Origin of the sequence: Maribacter sp. 4U21 (assembly GCF_002742365.1) — a bacterium.
Taxonomy (GTDB): domain Bacteria; phylum Bacteroidota; class Bacteroidia; order Flavobacteriales; family Flavobacteriaceae; genus Maribacter.
The window spans coordinates 54,875-79,571 of the sequence record NZ_MDGN01000029.1; the positions used below are offsets into that span (position 1 = coordinate 54,875).

The window sequence follows — 24,697 nt, forward strand, 5'->3', positions numbered from 1 at the left end:
CCAAAACCATGGAGTTTAATTTAGCTGAAAAATTAGCCATCGTAAAGATGATTTATTCAATGGTGTATGCAGATGGCGTAGTGCATAAGGGCGAAATCAATGAAGTAAGTAAGCTCATGAACGTCATTGATTTTGATAGCAATCACATTCAGTTTGCCCAAAATATTGAAAAGCAACAGAGCGTAGCCATTTTACAAGAAATGACGCAAGAAAAGAAGATTGCTTTGACTAGAATTCTAGAGGACATCGCAAAGGCGGACGGATTTGTTCATGAAAAGGAAACAGAACTTTTAAACAGTCTGTATACCGCGTTGGAAGTTTAACCGCTTTCTTAAGGTACACTAATACTATCTTGCACAGCCTTTAATGCGGGACTTATGGCTTTGGTTCCGTAAAAAGGCAGCAGTTTATTTTTATCCGCAAACCTACCTCCTAAATCAGCATCTGTAGGGGTTTGTACCAAGACTGTATTCCATCGTCCCTCAACCCCAATATATATCTCGTTTGTCCTAGTGATACTATCCATCTGAAATAGGCAATCGTTTACCACAGCTATAATATCTTTTCTAAACTCTGGCTTTATTTTCTTTATTTCCTCTATACGTAAAAGAACCAATATGCTACTATCGTTTCGCTTTGTAAAGTATTCAATATTTTCAGTATTCAATCCGCCAACAATATGATGGGTTACGCATTGTTTTAAAGCGAAGGTTAAACTATCCGTTTCTGTGGTAACCAATTTTGAAAGTTTATCCATATCCGCATTTAAGAGTTCCGACCTTGGGTCAATTTCCACTTTATATTTCTCTGGGTTCTTAGAGCGCATGTAAACTCCATAGAATGAAATAGTCATCATAACGCCAAAAAATACTATCAGGACCAAACACCCAAGACCTTGCCACAGGGGTCTTTTTGCAGGGTTGAGTCGGTTTTCATTTTCAAGACTGCGTTGCATTTCCTTAGTGAATTGCCCTATACCGTAGCTCTTTTTACAATGGGAGCATTCCGCAATGTGGGTCTTGAACAACGGGATAATCGGAATCCAAAAAAAGTGAAAGTATTTACTGAAGGAGCTTACTATAAAAGAATCTCGGGATTGACAATAAGGACAGGTAGTTCCCTTTAGTTGTCGCTCTTTTATTTTTGAAGCACGGGTTCCAAAAAAGAAAATCATTGGCTAGGTCTAAATGGATTAATAAACCCAAAAGTAGCCTATTCCTTTACTGTTGTACTCCCCATTTTCAGGGATTTTACAAATACACGAATAGAAGTCTTAAATTTGGTCTGATTATTGTCTTTTTACTACTATGAAGTTTTATACTAGTTTATTCATTGTTCTTTTAACGTTCGGTCTACAGGCACAACAGTCCATCTCGGGGAATTTTACACCCGCTAAAGATTTTAAATGGCTCATTGCCTATGAGCTTACACCAGGTAGTCAGCGATATGTTGCGGATACGGCAGTCAATGACGGTTATTTTAAATTGGACTTGCCTGCGAATGCCGTCAAAGGCATGTACAGATTGGTCTATGCTATTCCGCAAGATGAATTTTACATTGATGTTATCTATAATGGTGCGGAAGAAATCAGTTTCAATTTTGATTTTGAAGAAGGGGTGTCTTTTACAATTTCAAAAGAAAATATAACGTTCGATTCCTATTTCTCAACTATTGGTGCCTTAGAAAGTAAGCTCGTCGCGTATTATCAGTCGGGAAAAACATCGGAAAAGGAATTTGAAGCTATTCTTAAAGAATTAAAAAATACCCAACAAGGCTTTGAAACGCGAAGTGAAGGTTTACTGGTCCGCTCCTTTATCATGGCCAATAAACCTTATATTCCAAAAAGTTATGAACCGGTCACATCCTATTTTAATCAGAAGAAGAAACGATATTTTGAGCATATCAATGTAGAAGACAACATGTTACAGGCATCGGGATTTTTAAAGGACAAAATAACGAACTATGTTTTTTCCGCCATACCTCTGGAACAAACCTCACAAACTGAAATTGAAAAAGCCATACAAGAAAATATTAGGATTATAGCAGCTAAGCTAGAAACTACCCCGGGTAATTTTCAGGTAGCTATTTTTCATGGTCTATGGGAAACAGCAAGAGAAAACAGTCTCAATACTATTGCGGAGGTCATCTACGACAACCACTTGAAGGCCCTAGCTATAGAAAACGGTCAACAGCAGTTAATAGACGAGATAACGGTACAGACGCGGCTTAGTATAGGAGCACCGTCTCCTGACATCACATGGAAGGAAAATGGTACTACCAAATCACTTTCTAGCCTAAACGGAGCGGAGCATTACGTATTGGTATTTTGGAGTAGCACCTGTTCCCATTGTTTAAAGGAAGTACCCGCATTGCATAAAGAATTAGCAACTTACGAGAATATTGAGGTAATTGCAGTAGGACTGGAAGATGATGAAGCGAACTGGAACATGGAAAGTGCCAAGCTGCCCAATTTTCACCATGCCATTGCCTTGGATAAATGGCAAAGCGAATACGCGCAACTGTTCGCTATACAACAAACACCAACCTATTTTATTCTGGATAAGGGAAAACGATTTATTTCAAAACCCCAGACGGATAAGGAAGTTGTAGCATTTCTAAAAGATTAGAGTCCCTTTAAATCTTTTATGGTTTTAAAAGCGATATCTACCTGCTCATCGTTTACCAATATGGTAAACTCATTGGTCGTAGAAATAACTTCGTACAGGACAATTCCCTCCCAAGCCAACCGCTGAAAAATAAAATAATAGATTCCTGGCACGGACACATTTTCGGCCGGTAGCTTTACCGTAATAGAAGAAAGATCTTCTGCCTTTTGCGTACATTTTTCTTCTTGGAACAATTCCTCAACGGTATTGTCCATAATGTTACTGATGACAATATTGATTTCATTTACTCCTCTTGAAGAGGTGTAGAATACATCTTGATTGTTGTTGATCTCCTCTAAAAGTTTTGCCTGTTGCACCAAAATATTGTCCGAGGCCAGAAAGGTATAATCCGTTAAAGAAGATCGCACCGTAATCTCGCCTATATTCTTAAGTACCTTTAGAATCTTATGGGTAGCGCGGAATTCTAAATCATCAGACAGCCGCTTTAAAGCCATTACGATAGCGCCGTTACGAATGTCTTTTCCAAGTTCCTCTTCAATTTCCGGCTTAACGATACGGGATAATGAGGTAAGATTTATAATACCCTGTGCCAGAGCACTTTGAAGAAATGGTTTTTTCTTAATATACTGTTCTACGACAGATGATATTGTTTTCATAATAGTTAGATTGTGGACAAATATAACAACTTGTTACAAATAAAACAAAATGTTTTTAAATCTATTCTAGTACTTCGGTAGGTGTTCAAAAATGATAGAATGCTGATTCTAGGTGCTCCAATTCAAATTGCTTCCTGTTCTTCAGAATAGTGATTATATCAAATCTGACCTCCACATCCAAATCTGTTTCGGTAACATAGTGGTCTGCAGCCATGACCAATAATTTTATCTTTTTCGGGGTCACGGTATCCGCAATATTCTCAATAAAATCCGAGCTACGAGATCGTACCTCAACAATGGCCAAAATATCACCTTTACGAGCAATGATATCTATCTCGGCCTTAAGGCATCTATAGTTCTTATAGTAAATTTGATATCCCTTTTTTTTGAGATAATCAACGGCAATCTTTTCCCCTTCTTTTCCAAACTCATTATGTTTTCCCATAAAATTGCATCAAAATTGTGTAGTTCATCGAAAATATAGACTCTTGAGCGTATTTTTTAAATCTAGCGCTTACTTTTAGGGTGTCAGTTAACGAAAATACTAGGATTCGTATACTATCCCAAATTTCGTTACGTTGAATAGAAGCCCCAACTCTATGAACGTAATTTACTAACGCTTTTCAATAAGACTATGGAATATTTCATTAATTGTAATACTTCTACTCTTGCAGCCTACAACGCTCCCTTAGACCAACTAAGAGCATCGCATTTGTATAGAAGGTTAGGATTCAGTGCATCCGTGGATACCATAAACCAAGCCGTTGGCCAAAATGCAGGTACGCTTGTTGACGCTTTGGTGGACGAAGCATTAAATATGGCTCCCTTACCCGCCCCTGCTTGGGCAGACTGGACGAATGCAAACTATCCTGAAGACGATGATGTCCGAAGGCAACTACGCAACCAACAACGAACAGAATTTGGATTAGACTACGCCAATGGTCTGCTGAACAATAATCTAAGAGATCGCTTAAGTTTTTTTTGGAGTAATCATTTTGTCACAGAACTGGATGTCTACAATTGTAACTCTTTCTTGTATTACTATGTAAATTGTCTACAACGAAACGCAATCGGTAATTTTAGAACCTTTACCAGTGAAATTGGGCTCACGAGCGCCATGCTTTACTATTTAGATGGTGTTTTCAATAATGGCAACAACCCCAATGAAAACTATGCCCGTGAACTTTATGAGCTTTTCACTTTAGGTGAAGGTAATGGTTACACGGAAGAAGACGTTATAGAAACAGCAAAAGCTTTGACCGGTTATGTTGAGCGGGGAGAAGTAGGTTGTACTCAGGTTACCTTCAGAGCGGACCGCCACGATGCCGGTCCTAAAACGATTTTAGGGCAGACCGGAAATTGGGGTTATGACGATGTTATAAATATCCTTTTTCAGCAAAGACCCAATGAAATAGCAGAGTTCGTATGCAGAAAACTTTATGAATTCTTTGTACATCCAGATTCCAAGGACGAAGCTAATAATGCACAGACCATTATAGATGGTATGGCGGCAACATTTCTTGCCAACGACTTTGAAATAGCTCCTGTACTAAGACAACTTTTTATAAGCGAGCACTTTTTTGATGATGAGGCCATCGGTGTGATCATTAAAAGTCCGTTCGATTTTTATTTCAATACCTTAAAGGAAACAAGCTTTGCCTATACGGATGCCACCGTTCTTGAAATGGCAAACTATAGTAGGTTACTAAGCCAAGAATTATTTGATCCGGTAGATGTTGCCGGTTGGCAAAGAGACCGGTCCTGGATCAACACCAATTTCATTATTGGCCGTTGGTTAACTATTGAAAGTATACTTGAGGCTTTTTATCAAGCTGATAACGAACAATTCAGGTCATTAGGATTAGCCATTTCCGGCAATGTTGGGTTAACCAGCAACAATCCAGATGAAGTATCTAGGCTTATCATAGATTTTATGCTACCCAAAGGTCTTTTGGACGAGGGTGAGTATCAAAAAGCCTATGCCATTTTCAGAAGTGATGTAGAAGACGTTTACTATGAAGGCGGCAATCAAGAATCATGGACATTGGCCACTTGGCCTGCGGCTCCATTCCAAGTCTATCTATTATTGCAATATTTAGCAAGACAACCTGAGTTTCAATTAAAATAACACCTACTACTATGTGCGGTATAAATCATAATTCTCCCCATAAAGGCTTAGAACACGATGGCCATGATCACGAACACCAATATTGGAGCAGACGTTCCTTTTTACAAGCATTGGGCATAGCCGGTTCCGGTTCCATGATGCTCGGTGCCAATATCCTTACGGCTTCTGCGCCATCTGCCCTATCTGCAGGCATCGCGGCAGCGGAAACAGATAATATTTTAATCCTAATTCGTCTTTCCGGAGGAAACGATGGGCTAAGTACGGTTATTCCCATAGAACAGTACGATGCTTATGCCAATGCAAGACCCAATATTTATATTCCAGAAAGTAAAGTTTTAAAACTTACCGATGAATTTGGGGTACCCTCTTACATGAGTGCTTTGGAACCCATGTGGGGCGAAGGCCAATTTAAGGCCGTTCACGGGGTTGGTTATGAAGGTCAGAGTCTTTCCCACTTTACAGGCTCAGACATTTTTGCCAATACGGATTTGGCCACGACAGGTTTCAGCGGATTGAACACCGGCTGGATGGGTAGGCATTTTGAAAATATTTATCCCGATTATCTAGTAAATCCACCAGCAGCACCAGCAGCCATACAAATAGGGCAGTTCGGTAGCTTGGTTTTTCAAGGAGAAGAGACCAACTATGCGTTCGTAACCTCGAATATTAACCAATTAGAGGAGATTGCCGAATCCGGTGTGGTATATGGACTGGACGATTCCTTGTTCAACGATTGTATGTATGGGGACCAGCTTAAGTTTTTAAGAGGTGTTGCCAATACCACGTACGAGTATTCCGGTTTAATCCATGAAGCCTACGAGAGAGGTGAAGCACTTGGTTGCGGCGTAGAGTATCAGGACAACAGTTTTGCTAGACAATTATCGGTTATTTCAAAATTGATTAAAGGTAATTTAGGCACAAAGGTGTATATGATTTCTATGGGTGGTTTTGATACCCATGGTAACCAACCCTTGGCCCATGAACGATTAATGTCTAACCTATCCATAGCTATCAACAGTTTCTATGAAGATTTAGCCTGTACACAACAAGATGATAAAGTGCTAAGTATGACATTCTCCGAATTTGGGCGTAGAATTTTTGAAAACGGCTCTAACGGTACTGATCACGGAAAGGCCGCACCAACCTTATTTTTTGGTTCAGGACTTAATGGAAGTGCTTTTGTGGGTGACCATCCTACTCTAGAAGACCCGGACGGTAGAGGAAACTTGGAATATACCATGGACTTTAGAGATTTGTATGCGACTGTTCTGGCAGAATGGCTCTGTGTGGATATCCCCTTGGTAGAACAACATTTATTGAACCACACCTATGCCCCGGTAAACCTTGGCTTTAACTGTAGCGGTGTAGATTTTCCGGATATTGTGTATAACGATGACCCGGTGACCCCTCCTACTCCACCAGCAGAAGAGCCTGAAGTAGGTAGTGAAGAAATAGCAACTGCTATTGTACACAAACCTTTTTATCCTTCTGAAGGTGCACCGCACATTTATTTAGAAATGCCATTTACCGCACAGGTAGATATCCAATTATACAATATTCTTGGACAACACGTAGGAACTGTCTTTAACGAGATGATGTTAGAGGGCTCCACAGAAATTAACATACGAGAGCGCATGCCCAAGCAACTATCAACTGGTAAGTACATTTATCGTATAAGTGTACAGAATCAAAAGATGAGTAAATCAGTTATGGTCGCTTAATCTGTTTCCCCACTATGCAACTTGACCTTCGGTAGTATTTTTTACAAACCGAAGGTTTTTCTTTTTTACCCGTCACAGTTCATTCTATTTTCCTAAAAAAAGAACACCTTTATTGATGAAGTATATCATACAAGTTCTTACAACAATTTCAGTATTTTTGTGGCTTAATAAAATGAGATGTCCACGATAGAGTCACCCAAGAGATATACTATTACCGCAGCCCTACCGTATACCAACGGACCCATACATATAGGGCACTTAGCCGGCGTTTATGTTCCAGCGGATATTTACGCCCGTTATTTACGTATTACGGGGAAAGATGTTGTCTTTATTTCCGGTAGTGATGAGCACGGTGTGGCCATTTCTATGAAAGCAAAAAAAGAAGGTATATCGCCAAAGGAGGTAGTAGATAAATACCATGCCATTATTAAAAAATCTTTTGCGGATTTTGGAATCACCTTTGATAACTATTCAAGGACCTCGGCACCCATACATCATAAAACTGCTTCCGATTTTTTTAAAAAGCTCTATGAACAAGGAGATTTTATCGAGGAGAAAACCGCACAATTATATGATGGCGAAGCAAAACAGTTTTTGGCCGATCGCTTTGTAGCGGGTACCTGTCCCAGATGTGGAAATGAAGAGGCCTATGGAGACCAGTGTGAAAATTGCGGGTCTACCTTGAACGCTACGGATTTAATCAATCCTAAATCTACTATAACCGGCACCGTTCCCACAACCAAAGAAACAACGCATTGGTTCTTACCCCTGGATAAGCACGAAGATTTCCTGCGAAAATGGATTTTAGAAGGTCACAAGAACGATTGGAAACCTAATGTTTATGGTCAATGTAAATCATGGATAGACGGCGGACTCGAACCTAGAGCGGTAACACGCGATTTGGATTGGGGAATTCCCGTACCGGTAAAAGGTGGGGAAGGAAAAGTATTATACGTTTGGTTCGATGCTCCTATCGGCTATATTTCTTCTACAAAGGAATGGGCTGAACGAGAAGGTAAAGATTGGGAACCCTATTGGAAAGATAAGGATACCAAACTCCTACATTTTATAGGCAAGGACAATATTGTTTTTCACTGTATTATTTTCCCTGCTATTTTAAAGGCGCATGGTGATTATATTCTTCCAGATAATGTTCCGGCCAATGAATTTTTGAACCTGGAAGGCAACAAACTATCCACCTCTAAAAATTGGGCAGTTTGGTTGCATGAATATTTGGTTGATTTTCCGGAAATGCAAGACGTATTACGGTACACCTTAACGGCAAACGCCCCGGAAACCAAGGATAATGACTTTACTTGGAAAGATTTCCAGGCTAGGAACAATAACGAACTTGTGGCCATATTCGGGAACTTTATAAACCGTGTGGCCGTACTTACACATAAATATTACGGTGGAGAAGTGCCTACTCCCGATAATTTTGCAAAAGTTGACAGTGAAACCCTAGAACAGCTTCGCAAATATCCCGAAATAATTTCCAGTTCTCTTGAACGGTATCGCTTTAGGGAAGCCGGGCAAGAATTAATGAACTTAGCACGTTTGGGAAATAAGTATTTAGCGGACGAGGAACCCTGGAAAGTTATAAAGCAAGATGAGGAAAGAGTAAAGACCATCATGTTCGTAGCGCTACAGCTTGCTACAGGTTTAGCCATTTTAAGTGAACCTTTTTTACCGTTTACTTCTACAAAACTAAAATTAATGCTGAATATCGCTTCGACTACGTTCAGCGACCACAAAACTCAATTGGAGACTGAGCCTGGCCGAAGTCACAATTGGTCAGAAGTTTCATCCAAAGAAACCCTCTTACCCCCAGCCCACCAAATCAACAAAGCCGAATTGCTTTTCAGAAAAATAGAAGACCAAGAAATTCAAGTTCAGCTAGACAAATTAGAGGCCACGAAAAAAATTAATACTTCGACTTCGCTCAGTACAATCTCCAATGCCAACAAAGAACTTATGCCACAAAAAGATACCATACAATTCGATGATTTTACAAAACTAGACCTGCGCGTAGGCACCATCGTTGAAGCTGAAAAGATGGCCAAGGCCAAGAAACTGCTGGTTCTTAAGGTAGATACCGGTTTAGATACTAGGACAATAGTATCCGGCATTGCCGAAAGTTTTACGCCAGAAGAAGTTATGGGTAAAAAAGTAGCTGTACTGGTCAATCTAGCGCCACGTGCGTTACGTGGTGTAGATAGTGAAGGCATGATTCTGATGACCGAAAATGCTGAGGGCAAATTGGTCTTTGTAAATCCAGATGAGAAAGGTGTTGGTAATGGTGAGGGGATAAATTAATGGTATCATTTAGCTTTAAAACCAAGTGACTCCATGCCCTTCTAAGTAAGACTGGGAACGATATTCAAATTTTTGATATACAATAATCCTTCCCAAAGAAGTGTTGGTCTAAAGAATGTATACTTATACTTATCATTTTGTATCTTGTAGATTATGTTGTGACCACAACCCCTTAATTTGGAACGTATACGGAACCATGAGAAGTATTTCTTAAGAAAAACTCAAATGAAAAGCCACACGAAAAGTTATAAGGTATCAGAAAATACTATTGATTATGCTCACGTTGAACGTAATTGGGAATATAAAGACCTACCTCGAATTTTCAACGCACTAACAGATGTCATGTCCCAAGGTTTGGCACGATGTCAAATCATTTGCGACGAAGATAATATTCCCATGGACTATCGCATCATCGAAGTAAATCCGGCTTACGAAAAACATACTGGTATTCGAAGGGAGTTTGCCATAGGGAAAACATTTCGTGAAATCGACCCTAATGCCGAAAATTCATGGATAAGTGCTTATGGAAGGGTTGCATTGACACAAGTGCCAGAAACTATTGAAGGTTATAATAGGTATACGAATCGTTATTACAGATCAACCGCTTATTCCAGCAAAAGAGGCGAATTCATGATGCTTTTTGAAGATATAACGGAACACATTAAGCTACTAGAGGCCAACAAATTGTTAAAGAAAAGTGAGAAACTAAAATATGACGTACTCAATAACCTCAGCGATGGTTTTCAATATTGTAAAATACTTTATAACAAAAAAAATGAGCCCTATGATTTTAAAATATTAGAGGTTAACAAAGTATATGAGCTACAGACCAAATTAAAAGCAAAGGATGTCATCGGGAAAACTATGGCAGAAGCATTTCCTAATTTAGACGCCTCGTGGATGTCCACTTTCATAAAGGTAGCATTAACAGGAGAACCTAATGTTTCGGTCTATTACAACGATTACAACAACAAATATTACGAAATTTCATCGTTTTGTCCCAAACCCGGTGAACTTGCATTTTTTGCAAAAGACATAACAACCAAAGAGCAAGAGCGCATAAATCTGGAAATGGCCTATAAGAATGTTGAGGAAAGCGAAAAACTAAAATCAGCATTTCTTGCTAATATGTCTCATGAAATTAGAACACCTCTTAATGCTATTCTAGGGTTTTCTGAACTACTAAGCGACAAAACATTAAAGGTTGAAGACCACAACAGATGCTTAGAACACATAAAAAATTCTGGAAATAAACTATTAACGATAATTTCCGATATTCTTGATATATCAAAATTAGAATCTCAACAACAAAAACTAAATTACACAACTAAAAATTTAAATAAGTTGATCGATGGGCTAAAAGAGCAATTTGAAATCATCAATCAAAATAAAGACATTAAGCTGATAACGTATAAAACTCTAGGAGATAACTCTAGTTACATAAGTACAGATGCTACAAGACTAGAGCAGATATTATCAAATCTAATAGAGAATGCCTACAAGTATGCACATTCCCCATCGATAGAATTTGGATATCGAATAAATCAAGAATACTTAGAGTTCTATGTAACTGATTCGGGAAAAGGTATTGACCCGAATAATCAGAAGTTAATTTTTGAGCGGTTTAGACAGATTAATGACACTAATGAAATAAGTTACGGTAGTGGCCTAGGTATCCCTATCGCCGCAGGGTTCGTTAAACTTTTCGGCGGGGACATATGGTTAGATTCCACATTGGGAATGGGAAGCACGTTCCATTTTAAAATACCCTATTTACCTATTCTTAAAGAACATCCAACTCACGAGAAATATACCATTCTAATAGCTGAAGACGAAGAAGCTAATTTTTTTCTTTTGGAAATGTGGCTCTCCGAATTTTGTGAAGTTCTGCATGCTAAGAATGGAAAAGAAGCTATTAGTATCTTTCTAAAGAACACCAGCGTCGATTTAATACTTATGGATATTAAAATGCCTGTTCTAGATGGCATTTCTGCTACAAAGGAGATAAGAACACACAATAATCATATTCCGATAATTGCTCAAAGTGCTTTTGTAATGCAAGAAGAGACAGCGCAAATACTTACTGCAGGTTGTAATGAAATACTTTCAAAACCAATAGGTAAACAAAAAATTCAAGAAGTACTGAATAAGTACCTTCCCGAAATTAAATTTTAATAAGAGCCGAAAAGCTATCCATACAACCCCGAATGCAATTAACTCCTTTTATTCTTCAACACACCCAACTCCCTGAAAAATCAATTCAAAATACAGTAGCACTTCTAAATCAGGATTGTACCATTCCGTTTATCTCCCGCTACCGAAAAGAGGCAACTGGTGGGTTGGATGAAGTGCAGATAGGTGATATTGTAAAGTATAAGAATGAATTTGAAGTATTACAGAAACGGAAATCCACTATTCTTAAGGCCATTGAAGAACAAGGTGTCCTAACCGCAGAACTAAAATCAAAAATTGAATCATGCGCCAATCTCACTAATCTGGAAGATTTGTACCTGCCGTTCAAAAAAAGCAAAAAAACAAAGGCAGAAGTTGCCCGTAAGAACGGATTGAACCCCTTGGCCAAAATTATTATGGCCCAACGTACCGAAGAGTTGGAATATTTGGCAGGTAAGTACTTAAATGCAGAAGTGCAAAACGAGGATGTAGCCTTAGAAGGAGCAAGACATATTATTGCAGAGTGGGTCAATGAACGTACCGATATCAGAAATCAACTACGACGGCAATTAGAACGCTTTGCCATGATTACGACCAAAGTTGTCGCTAAACAAAAAGATCAGGAAAAAGCACAGAAGTACCGGGATTACTTTGATTGGAGCGAAGCTTTAAATCGTTGTCCATCTCACCGATTCCTAGCTATTTCCCGCGCGGAATCGGAAAAATACATCCGTATTAAAATTGAGATTGACGACGATCGGGCATTGAAACGTATACAGCAACGCATCATTAAAAATGATACTACCGAAAGTGCGGAGCAGATTAAAATGGCTATATCAGATGCCTATAAAAGGCTCTTATTTCCCTCACTAAGTGCTGAATTATTAAAAAAGGCCAAGGAAAAAGCAGACAGCAATGCTATAGAGGTATTCGCTAAAAATTTAAGACAACTTTTACTGAGCCCCCCACTAGGTGAAAAGCGAATTTTAGCGATTGACCCTGGTTTTAGAACAGGTTGTAAAATAGTTTGCTTAGACCAACAGGGAAACTTGGTGCACAATGAAACGATTTACCCGCACGCCCCGCAAAACGATGTGTCTGGAAGTATTAAAAAACTAAGCTCTTTGGCCAATGCCTATAAAATTGAAGCCATTGCCATTGGCAACGGAACGGCCTCCAGAGAAACAGAAGGGTTGGTTAAAAAGGTGGTGTTCAAAGATCCGATTGAAGTCTTTGTGGTGAGCGAGGCTGGAGCATCCATATATTCTGCCTCTAAAATTGCTCGGGATGAATTTCCCAACTATGATGTCACCGTAAGAGGTGCAGTTTCCATTGGTCGTAGGCTAGCAGACCCTCTAGGGGAACTGGTTAAAATAGACCCCAAATCTATTGGCATAGGTCAATATCAGCACGATGTGGACCAAACCAAGTTAAAGACATCCCTGGACCGCGTGGTGGAAAGCTGTGTTAATTCAGTAGGTGTTAATATCAATACCGCCAGTGTTCCATTATTGAGTTATGTTAGTGGAATAGGTCCAAAATTAGCAGAAAACATAGTTGCGTACCGAACTGAAAATGGTGCTTTTCCTTCACGGAACGAAATTAAAAAAGTTGCCCGTTTAGGCGGTAAAGCTTTTGAACAAGGCGCGGGATTTCTTCGTATTAAAGACGGGGAAAATCCGTTGGACGATTCTGCAGTGCATCCGGAAAGCTATACCATTGTACAACAAATGGCAAAAGATAGGGGAATATCCCTATCTGATTTAATCGGAAACAAAAGGGAACTCAAAGAAATAGATTTACGGCAGTATTGTTCTGAAGAAGCAGGTTTACCTACATTACAGGATATTGTAGAAGAACTGGAGAAACCCGGTTTGGACAAAAGGGAAAAGGCGAAGGTTTTTTCTTTTGATCAAAACATAAAATCCATAGGTGATCTGCAAGACGGGCAATTGCTCCCAGGTATTGTCAACAATATTACCAATTTTGGATGTTTTGTAGATATCGGCATTAAGGAAAGTGGCCTTATTCACGTATCTAATTTAGCGGATACTTTTGTAAAGGATGTGAACGCTCATGTTCACTTGAACCAGCAACTTATTGTAAAAGTATTATCCGTAGATATTCCCAGAAAAAGAATACAGCTGGCAATGCATAAGAAAACTTAGTATGCCGCCCGTTCCAGACGGTCGTTAATACTCCTCCCTAAACCTTCTTCCGGAAATTTCTCTGCGACAATGAAATCCAGTTCCATCTGATCCAGCTCATGTAAAGCGGAAAAAAGGTTTTTTGCGGCTATAGCAAGATCGCCTTCTTGTGAAAGTACTCTCAGCGCTTCAACCCTTTCATAATTCGAGCAAAAAGAAATGACACCCACTTTAAAGCCTATATATTCTTCAACTGTTTCAGCCACACTGCTACTAATGATTAGTTTAGTCTTTGGAGCATAGTGCTTTGCCAACATTCCCGGAGCCACTGGCGCTTTATCTTCTTTAGTAACCAATTGAACTTTACCGACGATAGCTTCGATAGCCTCAACGGAAATCCCCCCTTTTCGATATATGATAGGCGTTTCTCCCTTGAATCCTACAATGGTAGATTCTAAACCCACTTCGCAAGGTCCGCCATCTAAAATAGCCGGTAGCTTCGTTCCAAAATAAGAGAACACATGTTCCGCAGAAGTAGGACTAACTCTGGTGGACGGATTTGCACTGGGTGCCGCGATGGGAAAAGGCAGCCCCTTTAACAATGCTAAGGTCTTTGGGTGATTTGGCATACGGATACCCACCGTAGGTTTGCCTGCCGTAATCGTATCGGAAACTTTCGCCGTCTTGGGCAAAATAAGCGTTAGTGAGCCCGGCCAAAAAGCTCGTGCCAGTCTTAGGGCGTTTTCGGGAATATCCCTCGCCAAAAAAGACAATTGCTCTAAGCTATGAATATGAACTATTAAAGGATTGAACATAGGTCTACCCTTCATTTCAAAAATACGTGCTATAGCTCCTATATCCATGATGCTCGCTGCTAACCCATAAACCGTCTCCGTGGGTATGGCCACCAATTCGCCTGTTTTTAAAAGCTTTTGACAAAAGGCAATATCTGTAGTAATTGAAGTACGCATTGTTACAAAGGTAGTGCAGGTTTTTGGTATTTTTGTGCTGCTATGTTAAGAATTGCGTTTCACCCTATTTACAAACATCCGTTACCGGAAGGACATCGGTTTCCCATGCTTAAGTACGATTTGCTTCCCAAACAACTCCTCTATGAAGGTACTTGTGAGAAAACCAATTTTTTTGAACCAGAAATACCGAACGATAAGCATATTGTTGCGGTGCACGACCCGGAATACTTCTACGATTTATTGAACATTAAAATTCCACCCAAAGAAGCCCGAAAAATAGGTTTTCCCCTCACGGAGGATTTGGTAGAGCGTGAGCGAATCATTGCGGACGGAACCATGAAAGCCTGTGAGTACGCCATACAATTCGGAATTGCCATGAATATTGCCGGTGGCACGCATCATGCCTATACCGATAAAGGGGAAGCCTTCTGTATGCTAAATGACCAAGCTATAGGGGCTAGATACTTACAATCAAAAGGGTTGGCAAGGAAAATACTAATTGTCGATTTGGATGTACATCAAGGTAACGGGACAGCTGAAATCTTTGCAAATGACGCCTCCGTTTTCACCTTTTCCATACATGGGGCAGGTAATTATCCCTTTAAAAAGGAGTATTCAGATTTGGACATTCCTTTGGAAAAAGGAACAACGGATAACACATATTTATCTATTTTGAAAAAAACCCTTCCAAAACTTATTAACGAACAACAACCGGATTTTATATTTTACCTATGTGGCGTAGACGTTATTGAAACGGACAAATTAGGGACATTAAGTTTAACCGTTGAAGGTTGCAAGGAAAGAGACCGCTTTGTCCTAGAAACCTGCCACAGGCTTCAAATACCCGTGCAATGTAGTATGGGTGGTGGCTACTCTCCTGACATTAAGGTTATTGTTGATGCCCATGCCAATACATTTAGGTTAGCGCAAGGAATTTATTTTTGACAAAATTTCTATCTTAACCTTCAGCGATGAATAATAGATTGAGCTAACTTTCCAATCGTTAGAAATAATAGTTTTTTGTTTATTTTTTTAATTTACGAGTTCTAAAAACAGCATTTTGAAAAATTCCATATTAGTATTCTTCATTCTATTTTCCTTCACTTGTTTGGCTCAAAGCACTTCTAAAGATTCTGTTGAAACCAGATGGCAAATGTTTACCTATGACATAGGAAACGTGTTTAAAGGCATAGGCTATTCCTACAGCAGACCGCTACATTGGACTGGGAAAGGTTGGGCCACTTTTGGTTATACGATGGGAGGTACTGGTATTTCCTATTTAGTGGACACCCCTACCAGCAAATATTTCAGAGGTATTAAAGAAGACGTACCCAATGTTATTCGCGATTACGGATTCAACTATGGAAGTCCAGAGAATAATTATATGGTCACAGGTGCCGTTTATCTTACAGGTTTAATCAGTAAAAATGAAAAATTAAGACGAACAGGGGCGCTCTTAATTTCGTCGGCCTCCTCAGCGGGACTTTTACAGCAGATACTAAAATCCGCAGTAGGTAGGGCAAGACCCTTAAGCGGTAAAAATAAAGATACCTATAGACCACTATGGGCGGGTGATAGAGAATTTCATTCCTTTCCGTCAGGCCATACCATTTTAGCAATGACCAATGCTCATGCCATAGCCAAACAATTTAAAAATGGTTGGGTGAAAACGGGAATCTATACGCTTGGTTCTATTCCGGCCATATCAAGGCTATGGGAGGGTAAACATTGGCTCTCCGATGTAGTTCTAGGTGTGGCTATCAGTATTTTTACCGTGGAATCGATAGACCGCTATTTAGACTCTAAATACGACCAAAAATATAATGACAATGCCAAAAAACTAAGTTGGAACCTTAACTTTGGACCGGGCCAAGTAGGGTTACATCTAGAATTCTAAAAAACGACCTTCTCCTAAAAAATCAGATAGGTACTTAGAACCAACAACGCGACCAAAATACCAACGACCGTAGCATACTTCCAAGGCGTAGTATCGATTACTTTAGTCACCTCTGGCACATACTCCTCAGTTTTTGGTTTAACAGCACCAATAATGAGCATAATAATAATGTTAACCACGAACAGTATTCCCATGATGTGGAGAAAATGAGGATAAGCTTCAGCCTTTATAATTGCTAATTGGCCCGCATCTGTAATGCCATTCTCAGCTGCCTTGGCCATAGCTGAATCAATCATTGCGGGACCCAATCCTAACAGACTGATCAAATACATAATCACCCCACCAATTAAAACAACCTTAGCACCTAAGGCTGGTACCTTTTTGGTCAAAATTCCTATAACGACGACGGCTAAAATAGGCACACTTAAACTTCCTAACGCCTGCTGTATATAAGAGAACAAACCATCTGGAGCATAACGTATAAATGGGGCTATGGACATTGAGATAACCGCCAATGCCAAACCGAAACGTTTTCCTGCTTTTACTGTCTGTAATTCGCTTGCTTCAGGGTTGAAAAACTTTTTATACAGATCAAAACCGAATAAGGTAGCGCTACTGTTCAAAAGACTATTGAACGAACTTAATATAGCACCAAATAAAACTGCGGCGAAGAATCCTAACAATCCACCTGGAAGCACCCTTCTAACCAGCTCTGGATAGGAGGCGTCCGCATCGTTTAACTCAGACCCGAACATATTAAAAGCGATAATACCTGGTAACACCACGATAACAGGAATCAAGAATTTCACAAATGCCGCTAGCAACATCCCTTTTTGACCTTCGGCTAAGCTTTTCGCTCCAAAGACACGTTGCAAAATAGCTTGGTTCGTACCCCAGTAATACATCTGCGCAATCATCATTCCCGTAAAAATAGTCCCTACAGGTATGGAAGAAGTAATATCGCCGGTGACATCAAATTTATCCTGATTGTCTACCCATAACTTGGACAAACCTCCAGCGATACTATTGTCATCACTAATCATAACCAATCCAAAGTAAGGTATAGCCAGACCACCAACCAACAAACCTATAGCATTGACCAAATCTGACACGGCTACCGCTTTTAGACCACCATATATTGCGTATATAATTCCTATTAAACCAATACTCCAAACACATATCCAATAAGCGGCCGTCTCCGAAACTCCCAAAGCATCGGGCAATTCGAACATGGTGATAAAAGCCTTAGAACCTGCATAAAGAATGGTCGGTAATAACACAATACCAAATGCGATTAAAAATAATATGGATAGAATGGCCTTGGTGTTTTCGTCAAAACGACCCTGTATAAATTCAGGAATGGTGGTAATACCCTTTTTCATATACTTGGGCAGAAACCAGATAGCTGTAATCACCATGGCTATAGCGGCAAGTGTTTCCCAAGCCATCACGAGTATTCCCTCAGAAAATGCCTGACCGTTTAAACCCACTATTTGTTCTGCCGAAAGATTGGTCAATAACAAGGAACCTGCAATAGTCAAGGCACCCAAACTCCTTCCACCGAGGAAATATCCGTCTGCGGTACTTTCATTGGTGTTTCTTGTAGCGTACCAAGCGATAATCGCTACCAATAGTGTAAATCCAATAAAAGAGAAAATAGATAAGTAATCCATGAGGGTTGAATTGGTTAATTGGTTAACACGCTCTGTAACTGCACTAATTTGCAGCATATACATAGAAGCGAAGGGTCTAATATAATACATCCAAGAGTAGAACACCAATTTTGCCGTAAATTAATACTCCCCCAGTTCGAGCTGACTAGAATTACTTTGGAAACTGAATAGACCTAAGTATTACAGGTGTTCTATGCCTGAAACAAAACTTAGACCTCATTTTCTACCATAAGAGATTTTCCTTTAAAAAAAGCTGTGATTTTTAACTGAATTACGTTGAATATCCTAACGGGCGTTAGCAGCCTCTTCCACAATAACCGCATCGGGTATAGCAAGTGCCTTTAAAAATGGTACGGGTCGGTACACCCTTACCTTTGCAACTGCAAGAACCAACAGTAATTATCCTATACAATTATCCGTTCTGGAAACTGCACTTAATGATATCAAAATTTATGTAACGGCACAGACTACTACAGCATTTTCCGTCGCCATTGTACAGACTATGGCGACCACCAACTATGTAGACAAACCCTTCTTTTTTACCGTTTTAGATTATTAATAAAGATGAAAAAGAATCTCTTTTTATTTTTAATTGTCCTATTTGCTTTGTGTTCTTTACGTTCGCAGACCATTAGAAATGTTGGAGATACCGAAATCCATAACAACGGTCAACTGGGTTTTTTCTCCTCGGTGGTTAACAACGGTTCTCTAATAAGCTATTCTGGTCTATTGGGAATTTATGGAGAAAAAAGCCTTTCTTTCTCCGGCAGTAGCACTCCAAATATTTATGATATGGAAGTTGCCCACGAAGAAGGTGTCTTTCTAAATATTCCTATAACCGTAAACAATAACATGAACTATATCTACGGGGATATTAGAACGGACAAATACAATTCCAATACATATTTGGAGCTAACGGCGGACGCTTTTTACGAGGGTGCATCGGATTTTTCCAAAATAGATGGCTATGCCCAAAGCGTAGTTAGTGGCGATTATATATTTCCTGTAGGTGATGAATTTTACTTAAGACCCTTGGCTGTAAACACATCACCTCAAAACTCCACCCTAAAATGTGCCTATTTTTTTGAGAATCCATTAGACGTCTACCTGGAACATAACGACTCTAAAAATGAGATTGTCGCAATTAGCACAAATGAATTCTGGAAGTTAGAAGGAAGTTCATCAGTATCAATAACCCTAAGTTGGAACGATAGGAGCGCTATCGCGGAACTAACTTCGAATACGCAATTTCTTACTATTGTGGCCTATCATAAAGAAACCAATGAATGGCAAGATCTGGGTTCGTTGGAAACCACAGGTAGTATCAATGAGGGATTTGTGACATCTGATAATTTTATCCCCAACGACTATGAGGCAATTTCTTTTGGTACAGTGGGTACTGCCGCTCCCCTATCTCACAAAGGTTATCATTATATCGTTAAGCCTAATAATGATGGCATTAACGATTTTCTATATATTCCAGAATTGGAGGAATACGAAAGTAATACCATGCAAATATTTGATAGGAACGGTCTCAAAGTATTTGAAACCGAAAACTACACCAATGAATTTAAGGGAACAACTTCTACAAGTATCGCAGCTTTTAATCGGGATACCGGACTGCCATCTGGCATATATTTTTATTTAATACACCTTAACAATAAAGAACTTACCCTACAAGGTTTCTTGTACCTGCAGAGAGAATAGCTGCAACATAAAGACCCCGCAAGACTATGAAAAGTCCACGGGGTCTTACGGTGACTATGATATTATTTACCCAACATCAAAAGCTCGTTACAACGAACCTCGGTAATATATCGTTTTTCTCCCTCTTTGGTCTCATAGGAGCGATGTGTTAATTTCCCCTCTACGGCCACCTGCTTTCCTTTGGTCAGGTAATTTTCTACGATTTCTGCAGTTTTACCCCAGGCGACCACATTATGCCATTGCGTGTCGTCTACCTTTTCTCCTTTATTGTTTTTATAGCTTTCTGTTGTGGCTATGGAAAATTTTGCCAATTTGGCTCCACCATCAAGATTTACAATTTCTGGGTCCTGACCCAAATTTCCAATCAACTGTACTTTGTTTTTAAGTGCGTTCATAATAATTTATTTTATCGTTAAACAGTTAATACTTAATACTGAAATCGCTTCAGTATCTTTTTAATTCATCCTGTAATAAGTTGTGAATTACACGCTTTATCATTTGGACACTGCAAACATAGAACGAGACTTAAAAGTTATACGGTTACAAAATACTTACTTTCGTTTGTAATCATTTGTAGTCGTTTGAAAACTTTTATATTACCGATTATTAGGTAATTATATATAAATTGGGCGGATTAAATAAAATAGTTTAGCGAACTACTGGAACGTAATTTTTGGCATCTATCACTTTTGTAAGACTAGGTTGAAAAGTAAATTTCTAATTTTTCAATTAACCCGATAAAGATTCCTTCCGAATTTGAAAAGAAAATAGACCACGACCCATAAAACTACTTGGAACAGTAGTGTTCCTGTGAAAACGCCCCAAGAACGTGCTTGACCGGAATTTAATGCTTCAGTAAATTCAGCGGCAACAGTAGGTAGGGTAAAAATGAGACGCCCTATCAGACCAATGCTTATTATAATTATCAGAATTCCCAATAGCTTTTTCATCATGTCCTTTATTTTTCTCCTTGTGATAAATATATTACTTTTTCAAACCTATATCACCTCATAGAACCCTAAATTTAAAATATGGCTGAAAAACCTAGTTATAGTTTTCTGTTAGGCTTCATTACGCTAGAATAGAAAGCCGCCTAGATATTTTCATTTTTTTCAATTATCTTACTGTTTATTAACAGCTAACCACCTAACATAAATGAAATTAGCCATACACAATTGGATGCGTGCCGAGCCTTTGGAAAGCACCATAACCCGGATTGCAGCAATGGGGTACACTCACCTTGAAATTCAGGGTACTCCAGAAAACTATAATACCAAAGAAGTAAAAGCCTTGCTAGATAAACATGGCATACAATGTTGGGGTTCCGTTACCTTAATGCTAGAAGAGCGTAATATGTTGGCCAAGGATGTGGCACAACGCCAAATGTCCGTACAATATGTGTTGGATTTGGCCAAGATGGTCAAAGAATTGGGCGGTTCCGTGATTTCCCTTGTTCCGGCTACTGTGGGTAAAATAATTCCCGATGCACGACCGGAAGAAGAATGGGAATGGGCTATAGCGGGTATCAAGGAAGTGTATGCCTATACGGAGGCCAATGACCTACGTATAGGTATTGAGCCCATTAATAGGTTTGAAACCTACTTTATTAATCGCGGAGCACAAGCCTTGGCACTGGCAGAAGCGGTAGGTCCCAATTGCGGGGTTTGCTTGGATACCTTTCATATGAACCTGGAAGAGGAGGACATGTTCGACACCATGAAAAAAGTGGGGAGCCGTCTTGTGAATTTTCATGTTGCGGACAACAACCGTATGGCGCCCGGTATGGGCCATTTAGACTGGATGCGGATTATGAGCACCTTGAAGGAAATACAGTATGATGGCGTATTATCGGTAGAGTTCTGTGCGCCCATGGACCGCACTCCTGCCAATCCCTATCCAAATTCCATAGACACGGCACCGGTTGGGCTAAGTGATGAACAACTGAAATTTTTGCAAGACCATGGCAGCTCAGCGGTAACGGAAGAATTCTATTCCATGCTGACGAAAAAATCCATCGACACCTTAAAACCTTTGCTATAATATGAAAATCACCAATGTAGAAGCCTTTTGGTTACGGTGTCCCATTCCGAAGGAAAAACAGCATTTCTCCGATTACGGCTTACTCACTAATTTTGATATGACCCTTGTGGTCGTAACCACGGATTCCGGGCTACAAGGGTTTGGAGAAGCAAAGGCCGCAGTAGGTTCATCGGGTTCTTGTGCGAGCATCGTAAGTTGTATTGAAAATGAAATTAAACCCATATTAATAGGGAAAGATGCACGACATATCTCACGAATCTGGGAACACATTTATAACGGAACGCGCGACCATTATGCCTTATCCAGAGGTCGCAAATTTCCAATTTTAGGGAGACGGGGATTGACCGTTTCTGCCATGAGCGGTATTGACACGGCTTTGTGGGACTTAAAGGGGAAAGCTCTAGGAGTGCCTGTAGTGGAATTGTTAGGCGGAAGTTGCCGAGAACAAATGCCTGCCTATGCCAGTGGTGGGTGGGCAAAGGCAGATGCTATTGGGGAACAATTGTTAAGCTACACTTCAAAGGGGTTTTCAGGCGTAAAGATGCGTGTAGGAATTATGGACGAGACCGTGCAGGCGAGTATCACAAGAGTGAAAGCGGCACGAGAGGCCTTACCGGACCATATCAAATTAATGACCGATGCACATGGTACCTTTAGCGTACCCGAAGCCAAACAGTTTTGCAGAGGTGTAGCAGATTGTAATCTCTACTGGTTTGAAGAACCCCTCAGCCCCGATAATAGAGCAGGTACGGCAGAAGTCAGGGCCAGTACGGATATTCCTATAGCCGCTGGCGAAAGTGAATACACGGCATTTGATGTTAGGGATATGATAGCGCAAAGAGCTTTAGATGTCATTCAACCAGATTGTGCCATCATTGGTGGTATTACGGAAGCCATGCGCGTAGCACAACTGGCACACACGTACCAGTTGGAGCTGGCACCGCATTGTTGGGGTTCTGCTTTCTCCTTCATGGCCGGGGTATCTGTTGCTTTCGCATCACCATCCGCTAACGTTATTGAATTCTCCCTAGGGGGTAATCCTATGATGTACGATTTAGTACAAGAACAGATAGCGGTAGATGCTAATGGAATGCTCTCTGAACCAGATAAGCCTGGTTTGGGTTTAACCCCTAACTGGGCTTTTGTAAAGGAATTTAAACAATAGAATCATGGCGCGAGCGGTAAAAATAAATCATGTAGCCCTAGTGGTAAGTAATTTAGAGGAAGCCTGTAAATTTTACGAATATGAGTTGGGACTGGAACCTATACCTGCCTTCTTGTTCGACTATCCCACAGCTTTTTTCAAGTTCAATGAAGAACAGCAATTACACCTTACGGAATGGGAGGACGCCTATTCCTTTAGAGGTCATATCTGTGTTCAGGTAGATGACATAAATACCCTATTCTTTAGAATGAAGGAATTGGGAATTATTGATATTGAACCATGGGGAAACGTGCGTCAGTTACCTGACGGGGCCATACAAATGTTCGTCCGGGACCCATCGGGAAATTTAGTAGAGCTATCCTCTGACCCTGAAGCCCATATTGACCCTAGGATTTTTAAGGATGAACTTTTTAAACCAGGCATCTATGTCTCTGGCCGAAATGATTTTAGAGGATACAAATCCAAGGACGCCACCTTATATCATAAAGAATAAATGCCTAAAACCATTATACTCTTAGAAACCGTGGCCAAGGAAGCAATGCAGCTTTTGGAGGAGGCTCCGGATATGAATATCATTACCGGTTTTGATGAAGTATCACTTCAAAAAAATATAGCCAATACTACCATAGATGCCATCATCACCCGTGGCAAGGGTCAAGTACGGGAGAAATTATTGAACCAACTCCCCCATTTAAAAGTCATTTCGCGTTGCGGTGTTGGTTTGGACAATATCGATGTTGCCGCAGCCACGAAAAAGGGCATAAAAGTAGTGAACGCTCCAAATTCCAATGCCAATACCATTGCCGAACATACAATTTCGCTACTACTTATGTTACAGAGAAATCTTTATGATGCCATCACCATGGTAAAAGAAGGTCGTTGGAACGAAAGAGGAACTTACGTAGGTGATGAAATTCATGGTAAAACACTAGGAATTCTAGGTCTTGGAAATATTGGCAAAAAGGTAGCTCGTATTGCGGATGCCATGGGAATGAACATTATCTATTGGAGCGCTCAAAAAGAGGATGTCCCCTACCCTTTTTTAAGCCTAGAAGAAGTTTTAAAGAATTCCGACGCACTTAGCCTTCATCTGCCCCTTACGACGGAAACAGAACACTTAATTAATGAGAAAGCTTTGGCAAAAATGAAAACCACAGCCCTACTTATAAATACGGCAAGAGGTAAAATCATTGACCAAGAGGCACTCTCCAAAGCGTTGGCGAATAAAAAGATAGGTGGTTTTGCCTCGGATGTTTTAGCAGTTGAACCTCCAGAAACTAAAGAATCGTTACTTCAATATCCAAATACTTTGATTACGGCACACGTAGGTAGTCTTACGGCAACTACCTATACTCAAATGTGTGTGATGACGGTTGAAAATACTTTGAAAATCTTGAGAGGGGAAGCACCTGCACCCAATTGCATCTTTAATCGCAATGAACTTGGTCTTTCTCAAAAATCTTAAAAGAAAATAACT

The 24,697-nt window shown here is 40.0% G+C and carries 21 protein-coding genes; 14 read left to right on the plus strand and 7 right to left on the minus strand.

Going from position 1 to position 24,697, the window contains the following annotated elements; all coding sequences use genetic code 11:
• Nucleotides 1–8: 8 nt before the first annotated feature.
• Nucleotides 9–323, plus strand: coding sequence for a hypothetical protein (locus BFP77_RS05155; protein WP_099572984.1), 315 nt, complete (start codon nucleotides 9–11; stop codon nucleotides 321–323).
• An 8-nt stretch (nucleotides 324–331) separates the two neighbouring features.
• Here BFP77_RS05155 and BFP77_RS05160 read toward each other — a convergent pair whose 3' ends face one another.
• A complete protein-coding gene (locus BFP77_RS05160) occupies nucleotides 332–1,174 on the minus strand; it encodes a zinc-ribbon domain-containing protein (protein ID WP_099572985.1) in 843 nt (280 codons plus the stop codon).
• A 133-nt stretch (nucleotides 1,175–1,307) separates the two neighbouring features.
• Here BFP77_RS05160 and BFP77_RS05165 point away from each other — a divergent pair, with 133 nt between their 5' ends.
• On the plus strand, nucleotides 1,308–2,627 hold the full coding sequence (locus BFP77_RS05165) for a TlpA family protein disulfide reductase (RefSeq protein ID WP_099572986.1): 1,320 nt from the start codon (nucleotides 1,308–1,310) through the stop codon (nucleotides 2,625–2,627).
• Here the strand turns inward: BFP77_RS05165 and BFP77_RS05170 are convergent.
• Nucleotides 2,624–3,283, minus strand: a complete 660-nt coding sequence (locus BFP77_RS05170) for an aspartate kinase (RefSeq protein WP_099572987.1) — start codon at nucleotides 3,281–3,283, stop codon at nucleotides 2,624–2,626. The genes BFP77_RS05165 and BFP77_RS05170 overlap by 4 nt on opposite strands.
• Nucleotides 3,284–3,368: 85 nt before the next feature.
• Nucleotides 3,369–3,728: a YraN family protein gene (locus tag BFP77_RS05175; RefSeq protein WP_099572988.1), complete on the minus strand. Its 360-nt coding sequence runs from the start codon at nucleotides 3,726–3,728 to the stop codon at nucleotides 3,369–3,371.
• Between the two features lie 189 nt (nucleotides 3,729–3,917).
• Between BFP77_RS05175 and BFP77_RS05180 the strand changes: the two genes are divergently transcribed.
• From BFP77_RS05180 to BFP77_RS05200, 5 genes are all read left to right on the plus strand, one after another.
• Nucleotides 3,918–5,411 (plus strand): DUF1800 domain-containing protein, encoded by a 1,494-nt coding sequence (locus BFP77_RS05180; RefSeq protein ID WP_099572989.1) that lies wholly within the window; start codon nucleotides 3,918–3,920, stop codon nucleotides 5,409–5,411.
• Between the two features lie 11 nt (nucleotides 5,412–5,422).
• The gene (locus tag BFP77_RS05185) at nucleotides 5,423–7,132 is read left to right on the plus strand and encodes a DUF1501 domain-containing protein (RefSeq protein ID WP_099572990.1); all 1,710 of its coding nucleotides are present in this window, start codon (nucleotides 5,423–5,425) and stop codon (nucleotides 7,130–7,132) included.
• 177 nt (nucleotides 7,133–7,309) lie between these two features.
• Entirely contained in the window at nucleotides 7,310–9,448 is a 2,139-nt protein-coding gene (gene metG, locus BFP77_RS05190; protein ID WP_099572991.1) for a methionine--tRNA ligase, read from the plus strand.
• 225 nt (nucleotides 9,449–9,673) lie between these two features.
• The gene (locus tag BFP77_RS05195) at nucleotides 9,674–11,623 is read left to right on the plus strand and encodes an ATP-binding protein (RefSeq protein ID WP_099572992.1); all 1,950 of its coding nucleotides are present in this window, start codon (nucleotides 9,674–9,676) and stop codon (nucleotides 11,621–11,623) included.
• 32 nt (nucleotides 11,624–11,655) lie between these two features.
• Nucleotides 11,656–13,788 carry a Tex family protein gene (locus tag BFP77_RS05200; protein WP_099572993.1) on the plus strand — a complete coding sequence of 711 codons (2,133 nt, stop codon included), beginning with the start codon at nucleotides 11,656–11,658 and terminating at the stop codon, nucleotides 13,786–13,788.
• Here the strand turns inward: BFP77_RS05200 and BFP77_RS05205 are convergent.
• Entirely contained in the window at nucleotides 13,785–14,738 is a 954-nt protein-coding gene (locus BFP77_RS05205) for an L-threonylcarbamoyladenylate synthase (protein WP_099572994.1), read from the minus strand. The two genes, BFP77_RS05200 and BFP77_RS05205, sit on opposite strands and share 4 nt — an antisense overlap.
• Nucleotides 14,739–14,780: 42 nt before the next feature.
• Here BFP77_RS05205 and BFP77_RS05210 point away from each other — a divergent pair, with 42 nt between their 5' ends.
• Both BFP77_RS05210 and BFP77_RS05215 read left to right on the plus strand, forming a co-directional pair.
• Nucleotides 14,781–15,683, plus strand: a complete 903-nt coding sequence (locus BFP77_RS05210; RefSeq protein ID WP_099572995.1) for a histone deacetylase family protein — start codon at nucleotides 14,781–14,783, stop codon at nucleotides 15,681–15,683.
• 115 nt (nucleotides 15,684–15,798) lie between these two features.
• On the plus strand, nucleotides 15,799–16,635 hold the full coding sequence (locus BFP77_RS05215; RefSeq protein ID WP_257212875.1) for a phosphatase PAP2 family protein: 837 nt from the start codon (nucleotides 15,799–15,801) through the stop codon (nucleotides 16,633–16,635).
• A gap of 14 nt (nucleotides 16,636–16,649) precedes the next feature.
• Here BFP77_RS05215 and BFP77_RS05220 read toward each other — a convergent pair whose 3' ends face one another.
• Nucleotides 16,650–18,308, minus strand: a complete 1,659-nt coding sequence (locus tag BFP77_RS05220) for a solute:sodium symporter family transporter (protein ID WP_099573031.1) — start codon at nucleotides 18,306–18,308, stop codon at nucleotides 16,650–16,652.
• Between the two features lie 564 nt (nucleotides 18,309–18,872).
• Between BFP77_RS05220 and BFP77_RS05225 the strand changes: the two genes are divergently transcribed.
• A complete protein-coding gene (locus BFP77_RS05225; protein WP_099572996.1) occupies nucleotides 18,873–20,015 on the plus strand; it encodes a gliding motility-associated C-terminal domain-containing protein in 1,143 nt (380 codons plus the stop codon).
• A 62-nt stretch (nucleotides 20,016–20,077) separates the two neighbouring features.
• Here BFP77_RS05225 and BFP77_RS05230 read toward each other — a convergent pair whose 3' ends face one another.
• Both BFP77_RS05230 and BFP77_RS05235 read right to left on the minus strand, forming a co-directional pair.
• The gene (locus BFP77_RS05230) at nucleotides 20,078–20,410 is read right to left on the minus strand and encodes a single-stranded DNA-binding protein (protein ID WP_099572997.1); all 333 of its coding nucleotides are present in this window, start codon (nucleotides 20,408–20,410) and stop codon (nucleotides 20,078–20,080) included.
• Between the two features lie 330 nt (nucleotides 20,411–20,740).
• Nucleotides 20,741–20,968, minus strand: a complete 228-nt coding sequence (locus BFP77_RS05235; RefSeq protein ID WP_099572998.1) for a hypothetical protein — start codon at nucleotides 20,966–20,968, stop codon at nucleotides 20,741–20,743.
• A 202-nt stretch (nucleotides 20,969–21,170) separates the two neighbouring features.
• Between BFP77_RS05235 and BFP77_RS05240 the strand changes: the two genes are divergently transcribed.
• The 4 genes from BFP77_RS05240 to BFP77_RS05255 are packed head-to-tail and all read left to right on the plus strand — an operon-like array spanning nucleotide 21,171 to nucleotide 24,685.
• Nucleotides 21,171–22,055, plus strand: a complete 885-nt coding sequence (locus BFP77_RS05240) for a sugar phosphate isomerase/epimerase family protein (protein WP_099572999.1) — start codon at nucleotides 21,171–21,173, stop codon at nucleotides 22,053–22,055.
• 1 nt (nucleotide 22,056) lies between these two features.
• Nucleotides 22,057–23,220, plus strand: a complete 1,164-nt coding sequence (locus BFP77_RS05245) for a mandelate racemase/muconate lactonizing enzyme family protein (RefSeq protein ID WP_099573000.1) — start codon at nucleotides 22,057–22,059, stop codon at nucleotides 23,218–23,220.
• Between the two features lie 4 nt (nucleotides 23,221–23,224).
• Complete coding sequence (locus BFP77_RS05250) at nucleotides 23,225–23,713, plus strand: VOC family protein (RefSeq protein WP_099573001.1); 489 nt, start codon at nucleotides 23,225–23,227, stop codon at nucleotides 23,711–23,713.
• On the plus strand, nucleotides 23,714–24,685 hold the full coding sequence (locus tag BFP77_RS05255) for a 2-hydroxyacid dehydrogenase (protein WP_099573002.1): 972 nt from the start codon (nucleotides 23,714–23,716) through the stop codon (nucleotides 24,683–24,685).
• Nucleotides 24,686–24,697 lie beyond the last annotated feature (12 nt).

Excerpts from the sequence above, each read along its gene's own strand:
- BFP77_RS05155 (WP_099572984.1), top strand. The coding sequence starts at position 9 with ATGGAGTTTAATTTAGCTGAAAAATTAGCCATCGTAAAGATGATTTAT.
- BFP77_RS05160 (WP_099572985.1), bottom strand. The coding sequence starts at position 1,174 with ATGATTTTCTTTTTTGGAACCCGTGCTTCAAAAATAAAAGAGCGACAA.
- BFP77_RS05165 (WP_099572986.1), top strand. The coding sequence starts at position 1,308 with ATGAAGTTTTATACTAGTTTATTCATTGTTCTTTTAACGTTCGGTCTA.
- BFP77_RS05170 (WP_099572987.1), bottom strand. The coding sequence starts at position 3,283 with ATGAAAACAATATCATCTGTCGTAGAACAGTATATTAAGAAAAAACCA.
- BFP77_RS05175 (WP_099572988.1), bottom strand. The coding sequence starts at position 3,728 with ATGGGAAAACATAATGAGTTTGGAAAAGAAGGGGAAAAGATTGCCGTT.
- BFP77_RS05180 (WP_099572989.1), top strand. The coding sequence starts at position 3,918 with ATGGAATATTTCATTAATTGTAATACTTCTACTCTTGCAGCCTACAAC.
- BFP77_RS05185 (WP_099572990.1), top strand. The coding sequence starts at position 5,423 with ATGTGCGGTATAAATCATAATTCTCCCCATAAAGGCTTAGAACACGAT.
- metG (WP_099572991.1), top strand. The coding sequence starts at position 7,310 with ATGTCCACGATAGAGTCACCCAAGAGATATACTATTACCGCAGCCCTA.
- BFP77_RS05195 (WP_099572992.1), top strand. The coding sequence starts at position 9,674 with ATGAAAAGCCACACGAAAAGTTATAAGGTATCAGAAAATACTATTGAT.
- BFP77_RS05200 (WP_099572993.1), top strand. The coding sequence starts at position 11,656 with ATGCAATTAACTCCTTTTATTCTTCAACACACCCAACTCCCTGAAAAA.
- BFP77_RS05205 (WP_099572994.1), bottom strand. The coding sequence starts at position 14,738 with ATGCGTACTTCAATTACTACAGATATTGCCTTTTGTCAAAAGCTTTTA.
- BFP77_RS05210 (WP_099572995.1), top strand. The coding sequence starts at position 14,781 with ATGTTAAGAATTGCGTTTCACCCTATTTACAAACATCCGTTACCGGAA.
- BFP77_RS05220 (WP_099573031.1), bottom strand. The coding sequence starts at position 18,308 with ATGGATTACTTATCTATTTTCTCTTTTATTGGATTTACACTATTGGTA.
- BFP77_RS05225 (WP_099572996.1), top strand. The coding sequence starts at position 18,873 with ATGAAAAAGAATCTCTTTTTATTTTTAATTGTCCTATTTGCTTTGTGT.
- BFP77_RS05230 (WP_099572997.1), bottom strand. The coding sequence starts at position 20,410 with ATGAACGCACTTAAAAACAAAGTACAGTTGATTGGAAATTTGGGTCAG.
- BFP77_RS05235 (WP_099572998.1), bottom strand. The coding sequence starts at position 20,968 with ATGATGAAAAAGCTATTGGGAATTCTGATAATTATAATAAGCATTGGT.
- BFP77_RS05240 (WP_099572999.1), top strand. The coding sequence starts at position 21,171 with ATGAAATTAGCCATACACAATTGGATGCGTGCCGAGCCTTTGGAAAGC.
- BFP77_RS05245 (WP_099573000.1), top strand. The coding sequence starts at position 22,057 with ATGAAAATCACCAATGTAGAAGCCTTTTGGTTACGGTGTCCCATTCCG.
- BFP77_RS05250 (WP_099573001.1), top strand. The coding sequence starts at position 23,225 with ATGGCGCGAGCGGTAAAAATAAATCATGTAGCCCTAGTGGTAAGTAAT.
- BFP77_RS05255 (WP_099573002.1), top strand. The coding sequence starts at position 23,714 with ATGCCTAAAACCATTATACTCTTAGAAACCGTGGCCAAGGAAGCAATG.